The organism is Bartonella vinsonii subsp. berkhoffii ATCC 51672, assembly GCF_902825225.1.
Taxonomy (GTDB): domain Bacteria; phylum Pseudomonadota; class Alphaproteobacteria; order Rhizobiales; family Rhizobiaceae; genus Bartonella; species Bartonella berkhoffii.
Window position 1 is genome coordinate 1 of sequence record NZ_CADEAK010000002.1, and the last position, 12,905, is coordinate 12,905.

Below are 12,905 nucleotides of genomic sequence, written 5' to 3' on the forward strand. Positions count from 1 at the left end.
CCCAACACATCCGCCACCCCCAACACATCCGCCACACCCAACACATCCGCCACACCCAACGCATCCGCCACACCCAGCACATCCGCCACACCCAGCACATCCACCGCACCCAGCACATCCGCCACCCCCAACACATCCGCCACACCCAACGCATCCGCCACACCCAACGCATCCGCCACACCCAGCACATCCGCCACACCCAGCACATCCACCGCACCCAGCACATCCGCCACCCCCAACACATCCGACGCATCCTCTTCATCCACTCCATTGTCTCCGAAAAGCGTCATTGGCATCATAGGTGGAGGACAATTAGCCCGTATGTTAGCTATAGCAGCAGCAGAATTAGGATTTCGAACGGTTGTTTTTTGTCCTGAAGCGAATTGCCCAGCAGCACAAACAGCGAATGAGCATATTGTTGCACCCTATGATGATACTTCGGCATTAGATCATTTTATTTCTCTGTGTGATGTTGTGACCTATGAGTTTGAAAATCTTTCACTGCAAACGGTTCAGTACGTAGAGAACGCCAAAAATGTTTATCCCTCTTCCAAGGCGTTGGAGATTACGCAAGATCGGCTTTTTGAGAAGCAATTTTTGCATGAAAAAAACATCCGCACAGCATCGTGGTATGCTGTAGACGACTCTGCTTCTCTGCAATCAGGACTTTCCGCATTAAAGGGGCGTGGTCTTTTAAAGACGCGCCATTTTGGCTACGATGGAAAAAACCAGATAATGCTGGACCATCCAGATGAAAAAATCCTTGATAAGAGCTTAAAGGCTTTTAAAGAACACCCCTCGATTTTAGAAGAAATTGTCCCTTTTTTATCGGAAATTTCGGTTATTTCAGCACGCACGAAACAAGGAGAACATATTTTTTATGATTGTCCTGAAAATCAGCACAAAAACGGCATTCTTCATAAATCCTTTGTTCCATCGCGGATTCCGCTTAACGTACAAAATACTGCGCAAGAAATAAGCGTCACAGTAATGGATACGTTGGATTATGTAGGCGTTCTTTGTATTGAGTTTTTTGTCCTGATAGATGGGGAACTTTTAGTGAATGAATTGGCGCCTCGTGTTCATAACTCTGGTCATTGGACACAAAAGGCGTGTGTAACATCACAGTTTGAACAGCATATCCGTGCTATTTGTGGACTTCCGCTAGGCAGCACCTACCGCCATAGTGATTGTCAAATGACGAATCTTCTTGGCAACAATCTGCATGAGATCAAATATTTTCTTAAGCAAGAACGCACATCGCTCCATTTATATGGCAAAAGCTCTGTTCAACCGCTTCGGAAAATGGGGCATGTTATCCAACTCACGGGACCAGCCAGCAAAACTTGTGAAATCAATAGCCAAATCGTGATACATGATACATGATACATGATACATGATACATGATACATGATACATGATACATGATACATGATACATGATACATGATAGGAATATCGCACTAAAAGACTTCTGTATAGAAGTCTTTTCTCCTTAAAGGACCGGAGCTATATCGCTTTCTTAAGCTTAAGCAATGAAAATGCACAAATACCTTTTCTGCACAACGACTCTTTGTCTCGTACAGGAAAACCAGCTCTTCCCTCTTTTTTATTCCTTTAGGGTATCTCCCATGCCAATGGGTAAATGCCCCCTATATTGCCTCTAGCACCACTTTCTCATGATCTAGCCTTATTCCTAGAGCATAATCTGTTTATCATTTCATGCAAAGAGAGGCACTCCACTTCCCACACACTTTGTCTTCTTCCCCAAAAATAAGATTCATGCCACACTTTCCACAGTTTTAACAAAGCTTTTTCCAGAACCAAGACCGCCCCAAATCCTCTTAGATTTGAACATCATGTTGAACATTACAGGGCTTGAAACATCACGGGTTTCATGTCCTTCCCACATAGTTTCAAAAACATAACATGAGAACCAATATCATTGCCTTCACGACCATCATTTAATGAAAAAGCACCCAAGAAAGCAACAACACATCAAGTTTGACACTCTAATTCTCGTGTTTATCATGGACTTGAAATCTTCTACAAGGCGGTGAGGAAAAGGAACTCAAAGCAGCCATATTGAAAAGCGAAGAGGCATTCTTGAAAGCTTTGCAAAATCCGCATCAACAGATAATTGACATCCCCTCCCAATGATTTTCCAAATCACCCACAACCACTCCAAAAGATATTTTCAAAAACCATCCCCCCCCCCCCACGAAGGAAAACCAACATATCATTCCCGCAAAGCAACACAATGTCTGGTTTATCAATTCTCAAAAAAATACCAAACAATGCTGTGTCCCCTCTTTAGCAAAGGATTAGACAAAGCTGTAAGAGCAAAAATGAGGCTCTTGATCACTGAACAGCTACACAACTTGGTCTGTCGAGCATTTTCTAAAGCAAACGGAAAAACAGCCCCTGGTCTCAATTGCTCTGAGGAAAGCGGCATTCCATGCATTGAGCACGCCCAATAATGAACAGTGCCCCCAAAATGCATGGACAATTTTTCACCCACCTACCCACTTAAGTGTCATCTTAGTTCCAGCATCAATAAAACCTATAGTTAGTGTAAAACACATAGCCAGAGAATCTTTATCACATTTGTTCCTCTCATTTTCCCTTTCGTTTAACGTGCCAAAACAATACATAAGAGCAATACACACTTGACAAAGAGAAGCGTTTTTGTTATAAGCTCCGTAGATTTTTTGCAATTTTCACTTATTTGTTGTGCGCATAAAGTGTATGAAGACGTACTTTTAGAGGTGCGTTTTTCTTTTGGTTGCTGCAGTAGAAAAGTGAAGAATGTTATAGTGCAGTTACAAGAATACAATACAGCTGAGAAGCTGATGTCGTGTTGCCAAGAAGGTAATGTGTCATATTGCCAGAAGGCTAATGTCATATTGAATGACAATACGATGTTAAGATTCTTATGTTAGAGATTATTTGGGAGAGCTTGCTCATAAAGTGTTTCCAAATAAGGTAGTTGGAACAGTGATTTTTACATTATGACATTCATGTGTTTATGACATTTATATGTAGAGAGAGACGGTGAGTATAATGAAAATTAAGAATTCGCTTAAAGCATTGAAGGAGCGCCACCGTAACAATCGTTTGGTGCGTCGTAAAGGTCGTGTTTATATTCTCAATAAGACGAATCCTCGTTTTAGAGCACGTCAAGGTTAAAAATTTTAGGTCTAAGGCTTTTTTTTGCCTGCTTTTTGCAGGCATGAAGGTTGTTTGTCTCAGGAAGTGTTTTTTGAGCATTTATTTTTGGATTACATATCCAATGTTTGGTATTTTTAGAGAAACTTCCTTTATGGATTGTCTTTTTTTAAAAGCTCTACGATTGCGGAGCTTTTGTTTTTTCCAGCGTCGTTTTTTATTTTCTTTTGGGTTACTGTTCTCTTTTTTCAGCAATTTTTGTTTTCTTTCTGTTGGGGTTGGACAAAGCCCTCCTTCTCTTCCTGAAGATCATCCCTCTCCACAATTGCTTTTGCCGCTCGATGAATTAATCCCCAGCCAACCTCCATCAGCCCCAGCAAATTCTGATTCGTCTGCAACCATTCTTGAGGAATTTGACTTCAATACCACTCCCCAAAGCAACAGAGCGAAGCAACGTAAAGAGGCGGAAATTTTACGTTTATTGAAAGAATTGAAATTTTGTGCAAATGTTCATGAAGCAAAAAAGATAAGCCAACAACTTCAACATTTATGGACACAATCGGGCAGTGAGACGATTGATCTTTTGATGTCATGGGCTGAAAATGCGATCAATACGGACAATTATGGTCTTGCTCTTGATTACATTGATAATGCCCTTGTGCTTGAACCTCACTATGCTGAAGCTTGGATAAGACGTGCATGGATACACATTCAATTGAGTGATTTTAAACTTGCCATGCTCGACCTTCATCATGCTCTCACGCTTGAGCCCCGCAATTATCTTGCCTTTTTTGAACTTGGAGTGACTATGGAAGCAACACAACGTCCACAACTTGCTCTTAAAGCGTATAAACAAGCACTTGAATATTATCCACAAATGCAAAAGCTTCAAAAGCGTGTTGAAGATCTGTTAGAGAAACTATCGCCACAAGCCCTTTAAACGTACTATACGCGACCTTCACCATGCTCTCACGCTTGAGCCCCACAATGATCTTGCCTTTTTTGAACTTGGAGTGACCATGGAAGCAACTAAACCGCCATAACTTGCTCTTAAAATATTGATCATGCCCTTGCATTTCCCTCCACCCATGCAAAGTCTAAGGACAATGCACATAGCTTCACATAGCACAGCGTTAAACTTAGCAACCATGCTCTCGAACATGAGACTATACGCACCAGCAGCTCTTTAAAAATTGAGAAATACCCGTAGAGATTGCAGCAAAGATCATTCCTCAAAATAATATAAAAATGAGAGCTTCCATTTTATCTCTAGCTGAAAATCACAAACTGCTTTATAGTGAGGGCGGGTGTTCTGCGCTTCTCGACAGGAAATAACGTATTCCTGAGACCTTAGTGATCTCCAAGGGAGCTGTCCCTGATAAAGCCCGTGGGCTTTATCATATGGCGCCCACCTATTAATTTAGGTTCCCGGGATCAACTTTTTCCATCGGCTGTTGTGGATCACCCTTTTTGCGGTGTAATGAAGCAAATTGCACTAACATTTTTCAAGAAATGATATTTTTCAAAAAATTTGTGAGAAACTTTAAAAATTGAGGGGACTTTTATTTTGTTGCAACAACAACACACGACACGAGGGGGAAATGAGGGATTGACGCAACAGAAATGTACAAAAGACCGTCTCCTTCACCGGCTCGTGCACAACTGCGCAAAATTGGCTTATGGCAAGGTACTACTCTCTTGTCATAAGAGCGCACTGTCTTTTGGTACCATACCTGTTCACATTTGTAACAAGAGACACACTTGCAGCAACACATCCAATGATGAATGAAGAATGGGATTGAGAAGACAATGGGCACAAAAAGCCTTGCTTCACCGGATCGCACACAGCTTCGCAAAATTGGCTTATCGAATCGTGATGCCCTTGTTGCACAGACGCGCGCTGTTTTTTCACAGCGCGCCTGTTCCCATGTCATTCAATATTTTGAAGCAAAGGGGGAAGATTTTTCGCGCATGATTTTCGCGGGCTATTGGCCGATTAAATCGGAAATTGATCCCCGTCCTTTATTGGATGCCATAGCGTTCCACGGTGGACGTTTAGCCTTACCGGTCGTGCTTGATTCCACCACCATGGTTTTTCGTGTCTTTTCACAAAGCACAGTTTTAGAACCGATGCGCTTTGGCACCTTTGGTCCTAGTGCAGACAATGCCGTTGTTGTACCAAATGTTATTCTTGTTCCGCTTTCCGCGTTTGACAAACACTGTCACCGTCTTGGCTATGGAGGGGGATATTATGATCGCGCAGTTGAAGCTCTTGAAAAACAAGGACATCAGATCACCTTATTAGGTATGGGTTTTTCGTGTCAAGAAGTTGAATCCATTCCTCATGTACAGCATGATCTTGTTGTGCAAGGAATTTTTACAGAAAAGGGTTTCTTAAAGCGTTAAAGTATGATTAAAACGCCTATGCGTTTTTTATTTTTAGGTGACATTGTTGGAATGACAGGTTGTAACGCTGTTTTTGAACAGCTTCCGCAACTGATGAAGAAATGGCAACTTGATTTTGTCGTGGTAAACGGTGAAAATGCTTCTCACGGTTTTGGTATCACGCAAGAGACTTATCAAGATCTTTTAATGGTAGGTGTTGACGTTGTAACGACGGGCAATCACGCTTTTTCGTGCAAAGAGACATTGCATTATGCGCATGAGAGCGATCGTTTTTTACGTCCCGCCAATTTTGCGCAGAAGACTCCCGGCAAGGGTTCTGGCATTTTTACAGCCAAGAATGGTGCACGTGTACTCGTTGGGAATCTTTTGGGGAATGCTTTTATGCCGTGCAAGGCGACAGATCCCTTTGAAATGGCTGAAAAAATTGTATGTGCGTGCTCTTTGATGGAACAAGCGGATGCGATTATTTTTGACTTTCACGCAGAAACGACGAGCGAGAAACAATGTCTTGCACATTTTCTTGATGGTCGTGTGAGTGTTATTGTTGGAACGCATACGCATATTCCCACGGCTGATGCGCAAATTTTAGAAGGCGGCAGTGCGTATTTAACAGATGCAGGGATGTGTGGAGATTATAATTCGTCTCTTGGCATGGATAAGGAAGAACCTTTGCATCGTTTTCTTTATAAGAAGAAGCAAGGGCGTTATGAACCAGCCAAAGGACCAGCGACACTTTGCGGTTTAGCGGTTGAAATTTCAGACCGCACAGGATTAGCGGAAAAGGTTTCGGCTGTACGGATTGGTCCTCATTTAAAGCCTGAGAGTCCAGATTTTTGGTAACATCTTTTATGCACTTATGGGGTACTGCTTTTGAAAAGCGGCTTTTTCAAGCCGCGCCAAAAAACTTGCCTTACCCAAATATTTGCCTCACAGCAATGAAACGGATGCGCGCGCAGTGGTGCCAATCTTGGCACCAGCAATAAATCACCACCAACAGCAAACCACCCACCGGCAACAAATATCCGCCGACAGCAAACAACCCCGCCCACAAAACAGACAATATGTCATAGAAACTCTCATGAATGATGAAATTTTTATGATTTTTAAAATGAAGAGAAGGAGGCTATATTGGGATATTTCTTGCGGGGAAACATAACAACTCCCTCTCTAAAGAGTTTCAATACATAACAATTGACGATTGTGCAAGAGAATTTTTAAAATTTTTTAGTGTTCTGAGAAATGAATCACAAAATTGCCTTTTGTTTTTGAGGTTTAAGCTCTCTAAAATTTTCCAGGAGCAGATATTCCTTTTTGCTAGAGATTGTTTCATCACCATAGTATGAGGCATTTTCTTTTGTTGAGATATCGGTATAAAAAAAGAAAATGGGAACATCGAGGATATCGGCAACTTCTTGCAAGCGTCCAGCGCCTATACGATTCTGTCCTCTTTCGTATTTTTGGAGATGCCCTAATTGTTTTTGAGACATTCCCAACTTTTCTCTTCTGAAATGAATTTTTCTACCAATAGAAATGTCATGGCAATGCGGTTTATTGGATTTCACTGGTTAACTCCCCCCACCGGTTGCGAGCGCCTTCGCATTGGTATTCCGGGAGTTTGAAAGCACTGAGTTTGGATCAGCCTTTTGCTTTTAGTGTTCATCACACCTGGACATAGCAAAAACTCCCGGAATCCCGAGACACCTACAGAGTAGGCACATTTTCATGCTCGGACTTTCGGGCTTTTAATCCCCTATTGATCGTTGCGTAGACGACCAAAATCACAAGGCTTATTCATAAGGCAATTTCAGGAGATTGGCAATAAAAATGAAAATATTTGAGACATTCCCAACATTTCTCTTCTGAAACGAATTTTTCTACCAATAGAAATGTCATGGCAATGCGGTTTATTGGATTTCACTGGTTAACTCCCCCCACCGGTTGCGAGCGCCTTCGCATTGGTATTCCGGGAGTTTGAAAGCACTGAGTTTGGATCAGCCTTTTGCTTTTAGTGTTCATCACACTTGGACAGAGCAAAAGCTCCCAAAATCCAATGGGAACTTACCTTTCAAACCCTCTCACTCTCCAAAATCACCAGCCCCACCTTTCTTGAAAGGACCAACAAAGCGTGGTTCTTAAAGAGTCAAGCTCCCCCCCCCCAAAGAGGCGTCCCCCAAAGAGAGCCCAGAGGAGCCCCCAAAATCCCCCAAACCGCCTCATCAAACAGCAGAAAAATCCCCCGAAGAGAGTCCCCTCCCCCCGAAGGGGGGTTAAGTTGTAACGCGTTGAATGTCAGCCCCACAATGGGCTAATTTTTCTTCTAATCTTTCAAACCCACGATCAAGATGATACACGCGGTTGACGATTGTTACCCCCTGTGCAGCCAGAGCGGCGATGACAAGAGAGACAGAAGCACGTAAATCCGTTGCCATCACTGGAGCACCTTGCAATTGATCTGTTCCGTAGACGGTCGCGGTTTGTCCATCGAGCTTGATCTGAGCACCCAAACGGATAAGTTCCTGAACATGCATGAAACGATTTTCGAAAATTGTTTCGGTGATATGAGCAATTCCCTGCGCCCGTGTCATCAGAGCCATGAATTGTGCTTGGAGATCGGTTGGGAAAGCGGGATAAGGTCCTGTTGTGATATCGACAGGCATGATTTTTGTTTTGAGTGGATTTCGTTTAACGTAAATTCCTTGCGGGTTTATTTCGATATCGAGTCCGGTTTTCTGCAACACTTTGAGCACTTGAGTGAGATGGTTAGGGTTTGCATTTTTGAGCAACACCTCTCCCCCTGTCATAGCCACAGCCATAGCGTAGGTTCCAGCCTCGATTCGATCAGCAATGACAGGGATTCGCGCACCATAGAGCTTTCTCACGCCTTCGATGGTGAGTGTTGTTGTCCCTTCACCAACGATTTTTGCTCCCATGGCATTGAGGGTTCGGATAAGATTTGCCACTTCTGGTTCACAAGCAGCATTCTCGAGAACGGTTGTCCCCTTTGCCATTGTTGCTGCCATAAGCATGACATGTGTCCCACCAACAGTGACTTTAGGAAAACTATAATGCGCACCTTTTAACCCCCTTGGGGCTTTGGCGTGGACATAGCCATTTTCGAGTGCAATATGAACGCCTAAAGTTTTGAGTCCCTCAAGGATAAAATCAACGGGTCTGGTTCCGATAGCGCATCCACCAGGCAAGGAGACATAGGCTTCTCCACATCGAGCAAGCAGGGGGCCGATCACCCAAAAGCTTGCGCGCATTTTTTTTACCAATTCGTATGGAGCACGTGTCGTGGCTATTTTTTGAGCGGTAAAATGGATTGTTCTTGAATCCATATAGTCACCATTGACTTCTTGCCCATCGACAGCATATCCAACACCATGGTTATTAAGAATACGAATAAGCAATTCGACATCAGCAAGATGAGGAATATTTTCTAAAGTCAGTGTTTCTTCGGTGAGCAGTGACGCAATCATGAGAGGCAATGCGGCATTTTTTGCCCCTGAGATTGGGATAGTCCCATTAAGTTTTTTCCCACCGATAATTTGAATAGAGTCCATCGTGCTTTCTTTCCCTTTGATTTCCCCTCCAAAGGTTTTGCTCCCTTAAGAAGTTATTTGTTATAGTTTTCGAACAAACTCGTTGATTTTAAAACGAATTATTCCTATTGAAACGATCAGTGAGAGATTTAGTTGCAAAAATGCCTCATACGGCATTTTTTAAGTCTCTATTTCTGCTCTTTTTCGACTTTGTTCTTTTCGACGTTTCAGATTTTGTCGCAATTGTTGCGCCAGCCTTTCTTGTCGGCGTTTTGCTTTTTCGTCTTGGTGATGAACTTCTTTTTGTTTTTGATTCATTTCTGTCATTGTGCGACCTTTTAGGCAGTATTGAGCTTTTCTCAAACAACTCACGAGCTTTTTATAAAAAACGTTTTGTCATGACACAAAAGGTGCTTTCTTTCAAGAAGACACAAATGCTCTCTTGCCTATTTTATGACAATATGGCACAAGACAGCGCAAAGATTAAAAAGCGCTGCGGTAGCTCAGTGGTAGAGCACTCCCTTGGTAAGGGAGAGGTCGAGAGTTCAATCCTCTCTCGCAGCACCATTCGGCACAGCGTTTTTGCAAATTTCTGTTTTGTAAGTCTCTATACCCCCCGCGCCAAGACTTTCACCGCCCAACACCTGCAGGTTCAATTTCTTAAATGACATCAAGGAATGTCATAATGTTTTAGCGTTGGGCTTCACATTGGGGCTTCAACGCTAAACTTCAACGCCAAACGGATCCGCTTTTTTTCATAGTTTATTCTGATTCTCCTCCAAAATCTCCTTCTCGTACCTCTCTCCAACGCCCTCCAGAACACTCCTCCAACACAATGCCCCCTCTTAAGCCCTACTCTTTCCCAAAGCCCCTCGCCCCAAAGCCCTTCAGCTTGTGCATTCCTCTCTTGCATGTTTTTACCTTATTCCCCACTATCCTCCCCTCTACGATATTTTCCATTCTCACACCAACAGACTTCATTTGCTGGACCATTCTCTCCAAGGCATCATTAAAACGGTGCATTTCACTTTCAAGCTTGCGAATATAAACCTCATCACGATAAGCACGCTTAATGAGAACCGGCATGTCCGGCCAATAGAGCATTAAATCTATCCATTCACGTTGCGCAATCCATAACCCTCCTTGACATTGCGCTTTATGCTCTTCGGGAAAACCTTTTTGCATGAAATGCGGAATAAGAATTTCGGGTTTTTTGGTTTTAATTTCCAACACGCCATCTTTTCCAATAAAAGCATCGGGAGAAAAACCTTTCATACGATCATCTGCCAGAACGAACCCTATGCATTCAGGTTTTGTGTGCATGAGAGTCCCATAAAGCTGCCGCGCATGTGGTTCCAATTCTGTTCCGCGTCGCATAGCAAGCGTTGTCCCCTCATCGACGATTTTTCCAGTGATTCTTTCTCCAGCGAGTTTCATCATTACAGCATAATATTTTGAAGTTTTTTGCCCCTGTTTTTTTTGTGCCATCACCATTTCAAATAAAGAAGCAGTAATCAAACCTTTACGTGCCTGCTGCCATTCCTCTGTTCCCTGAATACAATCGATAATAATTGGCATAATCCTTTATCTCCCCAGTCTTTGTTGCATTTTTGCTTGCAACATTCTTTTTTGTAACATCGGCTGTTTTTGAGATGCACCTTTTGCGCTACACGCCTAAAACATCATGAAACATCAATCTCCCCCCAATCTCCCCGCATACCTCCTCCAACAAACCAACGCTTGCCCTCCCAAAACAGCTAAAACACAGCCGCTGAAGCATAAAAGCTTTACATATTTGGATTTGAAAACCGTTCATGGAAACTTTCCAGCCCCCATGAACATCCTAAAAACCTTGAATTCTTCTCATTCCCCACACCCCATGCATGACCTCCCCCAGCAATGCAAAACGCAAGACACACCTCCTCCCCCCCCCAATCTCCCCGCATACCTCCTCCAACAAACCAACGCTTGCCCTCCCAAAACAGCTAAAACACAACCGCTGAAGCACAAAAGCCTTAAGCATTTGGATTTGAAAACTGTTCATGGAAACTTTCCAGCCCCCATGAACATCTTAAAAAACCTTAAAACAGATTACATTCTCCTCACATGTATTGGTTCCCTCCACATTTATTGGTTCAAAGTCTCTTTGCAATCATGCTGTTGCACAATCTTCACGCATACTGAAACACAATGTTTCATCGTGCTATCACGCAATGTCTCATTGTGCGATAGCACAAGGGAAAAATCATTTCGGAGATAGTGTTCCGCCAAATTTTTCGCGACACACTCCGCAGCCTGCTGCGATATGAAAAAGACAGCATTGTGTTTTTGTGGATCGAGTCTGATTGTGTTTTTGGTGTTTCCAGCGTAGTAAAGTGGAATTCCTTGATAAAAAGTTCTGAGATATCCCCCCATGCTTTTCACCACCAATAATCATTCAAGACATCACATGGGCGCAAACGATGCTGTTTTTCGTAGGAACCATAGCGATTATCTTCATAATCCCGCGCGACTTTTTCTTCTAAACACACATGGTAAGCATCACTATTGAGAATAAATGGCTGAAGATGTGTATTTTCTTCATCGATTTCATCATGATTTGCGACATAGACATCGGCGAGTTGTTCGGTGACATCCTCCGCATGAAGCGTGGTGAGATCGAGACGTAAGAGTCTTTGAACCGTTTCATACTCTTCAATAATCTCGAGCACTTCTTCGATTTGCTCGAGAGGCCCCTCATAGGCATCACTTTTTTCATCTTCACAAAGGATGATGATAATTTCATCTTCTTTAACGAATGGAACATTTTTCATGATTTCCCCCCATTTCGATAGTTGATAAAGCACAGCTTTGTCTTGACAAGGCTGAATATAGCGTTACCCTTATATCCTCTATGAGAGATATGTCAATTATTTTATCCTTAATAAAAGATATATTTTTCGTCTTTGCGACATTCAAAGGACATATATGAACAGAAATTTGTTCTCTTTTTTTGCCCGCTGTCCTTGTATTGTTCTCTATTTGTTCTTACCCACCACAACCACAAACAGACAGGAGAGCTAAAATGAGTGATTTAAAATTGATAGAACACTGGAAAAGTCTTGATTTAAAAACACAGAAAGAACTTATTTTGCAGCTTCGGCAGTTGGTCTCCGCAAAAGAGTCAAGACAGCCTGTCTCTCTTCAGGAGAGAGCTTTGAAATAAGCTCAATAAATTCTTTATCTTCAGGACTAGCCCCTTGTCCATACAAGATATAATTCATAGTGATATTAATTTCGTGACAAATGCGCGCGAGGGATTCGATTGTAGGTTCTTTTCCTTCACTGAGGATAGAATGAAGGTACCCTGCCCCTTTACCGGCAGCGAGGGAAATAGATCTTTTTGAGCGTCCACTTTTTTCAAGCGCAGCATTTAATCTTTCACGCCAACCATCGATATTCATAGTTTCACCATATAGCGCGTCTTTTTTAAAAAACACGTCCTTTTTGTAAAACGAGCTTGCATTATCCTTTAAAAAGGATAAAATTAAGAAAACGAATTTTATTTTTAGGGGGGATAAAAGTTCATTTTCAGATTAAAAGAACAGTTTACCACCCTAAAGGATGCCAAAAGGCATCCTCCCCAAGCCCCCAAAAGCCGATGCGTTTAGAAGTCTTGTTTTATTTTTTTCCCATGTTTTATTTGTCATCTACGTAATCTCAAACTGTAAAGTTGCATGTATTTGCGCATAGGCAATGACTTTTTAGACTTCATAAAGAACCGTCCCCAAAGAGTCATCATGAACAGAAC

Annotated in this window: 12 protein-coding genes, 1 tRNA gene, 1 other RNA gene and 1 pseudogene; 7 read left to right on the top strand and 8 right to left on the bottom strand. The window is 42.5% G+C overall.

All coding sequences use genetic code 11. The features are described 5' to 3' along the window. On the bottom strand, window positions 1–266 hold a 266-nt coding region (locus J7R10_RS00920), incomplete at its 3' end, for a hypothetical protein (RefSeq protein ID WP_208436367.1). A gap of 4 nt (window positions 267–270) precedes the next feature. Here J7R10_RS00920 and J7R10_RS00925 point away from each other — a divergent pair. The 6 genes from J7R10_RS00925 to J7R10_RS00950 all read left to right on the top strand — a co-directional run bounded on the left by J7R10_RS00925 (window position 271) and on the right by J7R10_RS00950 (window position 6,413). Then, window positions 271–1,386, top strand: coding sequence for a 5-(carboxyamino)imidazole ribonucleotide synthase (locus J7R10_RS00925; protein WP_010705652.1), 1,116 nt, complete (start codon window positions 271–273; stop codon window positions 1,384–1,386). Between the two features lie 1,676 nt (window positions 1,387–3,062). Further along, on the top strand, window positions 3,063–3,188 hold the full coding sequence (gene ykgO / locus J7R10_RS00930; RefSeq protein ID WP_004863016.1) for a type B 50S ribosomal protein L36: 126 nt from the start codon (window positions 3,063–3,065) through the stop codon (window positions 3,186–3,188). 103 nt (window positions 3,189–3,291) lie between these two features. Then, window positions 3,292–4,107, top strand: coding sequence for a tetratricopeptide repeat protein (locus J7R10_RS00935; RefSeq protein ID WP_010705653.1), 816 nt, complete (start codon window positions 3,292–3,294; stop codon window positions 4,105–4,107). Window positions 4,108–4,473: 366 nt separating this feature from the next. Next, window positions 4,474–4,634, top strand: a non-coding RNA gene (gene ssrS, locus J7R10_RS00940) — 6S RNA. A 342-nt stretch (window positions 4,635–4,976) separates the two neighbouring features. After that, window positions 4,977–5,573: a 5-formyltetrahydrofolate cyclo-ligase gene (locus tag J7R10_RS00945; protein WP_010705654.1), complete on the top strand. Its 597-nt coding sequence runs from the start codon at window positions 4,977–4,979 to the stop codon at window positions 5,571–5,573. 3 nt (window positions 5,574–5,576) lie between these two features. Continuing rightward, a complete protein-coding gene (locus J7R10_RS00950; RefSeq protein WP_015399361.1) occupies window positions 5,577–6,413 on the top strand; it encodes a TIGR00282 family metallophosphoesterase in 837 nt (278 codons plus the stop codon). A 404-nt stretch (window positions 6,414–6,817) separates the two neighbouring features. Here J7R10_RS00950 and J7R10_RS00955 read toward each other — a convergent pair whose 3' ends face one another. From J7R10_RS00955 to J7R10_RS00965, 3 genes are all read right to left on the bottom strand, one after another. Further along, a complete protein-coding gene (locus J7R10_RS00955) occupies window positions 6,818–7,135 on the bottom strand; it encodes a helix-turn-helix domain-containing protein (protein WP_015399362.1) in 318 nt (105 codons plus the stop codon). A 705-nt stretch (window positions 7,136–7,840) separates the two neighbouring features. After that, window positions 7,841–9,136 carry a UDP-N-acetylglucosamine 1-carboxyvinyltransferase gene (murA, locus tag J7R10_RS00960; RefSeq protein WP_010705738.1) on the bottom strand — a complete coding sequence of 432 codons (1,296 nt, stop codon included), beginning with the start codon at window positions 9,134–9,136 and terminating at the stop codon, window positions 7,841–7,843. Between the two features lie 159 nt (window positions 9,137–9,295). Next, a complete protein-coding gene (locus J7R10_RS00965; protein ID WP_169728257.1) occupies window positions 9,296–9,442 on the bottom strand; it encodes a hypothetical protein in 147 nt (48 codons plus the stop codon). 165 nt (window positions 9,443–9,607) lie between these two features. On the opposite strand from J7R10_RS00965, the gene J7R10_RS00970 reads away from it, so the two are divergent. Next, window positions 9,608–9,682 (top strand) — tRNA-Thr (locus J7R10_RS00970). 285 nt (window positions 9,683–9,967) lie between these two features. Here J7R10_RS00970 and J7R10_RS00975 read toward each other — a convergent pair. The 4 genes and pseudogenes from J7R10_RS00975 to J7R10_RS00985 form a co-directional block, all read right to left on the bottom strand. Next, window positions 9,968–10,693 (bottom strand): lambda exonuclease family protein, encoded by a 726-nt coding sequence (locus tag J7R10_RS00975; protein ID WP_010705739.1) that lies wholly within the window; start codon window positions 10,691–10,693, stop codon window positions 9,968–9,970. 654 nt (window positions 10,694–11,347) lie between these two features. Further along, window positions 11,348–11,530: pseudogene (locus J7R10_RS09740) on the bottom strand (hypothetical protein); the annotation flags it as partial. A 5-nt stretch (window positions 11,531–11,535) separates the two neighbouring features. Then, complete coding sequence (locus tag J7R10_RS00980) at window positions 11,536–11,928, bottom strand: hypothetical protein (RefSeq protein WP_010705741.1); 393 nt, start codon at window positions 11,926–11,928, stop codon at window positions 11,536–11,538. Between the two features lie 312 nt (window positions 11,929–12,240). Continuing rightward, entirely contained in the window at window positions 12,241–12,558 is a 318-nt protein-coding gene (locus J7R10_RS00985) for a helix-turn-helix domain-containing protein (RefSeq protein ID WP_010705742.1), read from the bottom strand. Window positions 12,559–12,905 lie beyond the last annotated feature (347 nt).

Excerpts from the sequence above, each read along its gene's own strand:
- J7R10_RS00935 (WP_010705653.1), top strand. The coding sequence starts at position 3,292 with ATGTTTGGTATTTTTAGAGAAACTTCCTTTATGGATTGTCTTTTTTTA.
- murA (WP_010705738.1), bottom strand. The coding sequence starts at position 9,136 with ATGGACTCTATTCAAATTATCGGTGGGAAAAAACTTAATGGGACTATC.
- J7R10_RS00965 (WP_169728257.1), bottom strand. The coding sequence starts at position 9,442 with ATGACAGAAATGAATCAAAAACAAAAAGAAGTTCATCACCAAGACGAA.
- J7R10_RS00945 (WP_010705654.1), top strand. The coding sequence starts at position 4,977 with ATGGGCACAAAAAGCCTTGCTTCACCGGATCGCACACAGCTTCGCAAA.
- J7R10_RS00950 (WP_015399361.1), top strand. The coding sequence starts at position 5,577 with ATGATTAAAACGCCTATGCGTTTTTTATTTTTAGGTGACATTGTTGGA.
- J7R10_RS00975 (WP_010705739.1), bottom strand. The coding sequence starts at position 10,693 with ATGCCAATTATTATCGATTGTATTCAGGGAACAGAGGAATGGCAGCAG.
- J7R10_RS00980 (WP_010705741.1), bottom strand. The coding sequence starts at position 11,928 with ATGAAAAATGTTCCATTCGTTAAAGAAGATGAAATTATCATCATCCTT.
- ykgO (WP_004863016.1), top strand. The coding sequence starts at position 3,063 with ATGAAAATTAAGAATTCGCTTAAAGCATTGAAGGAGCGCCACCGTAAC.
- J7R10_RS00985 (WP_010705742.1), bottom strand. The coding sequence starts at position 12,558 with ATGAATATCGATGGTTGGCGTGAAAGATTAAATGCTGCGCTTGAAAAA.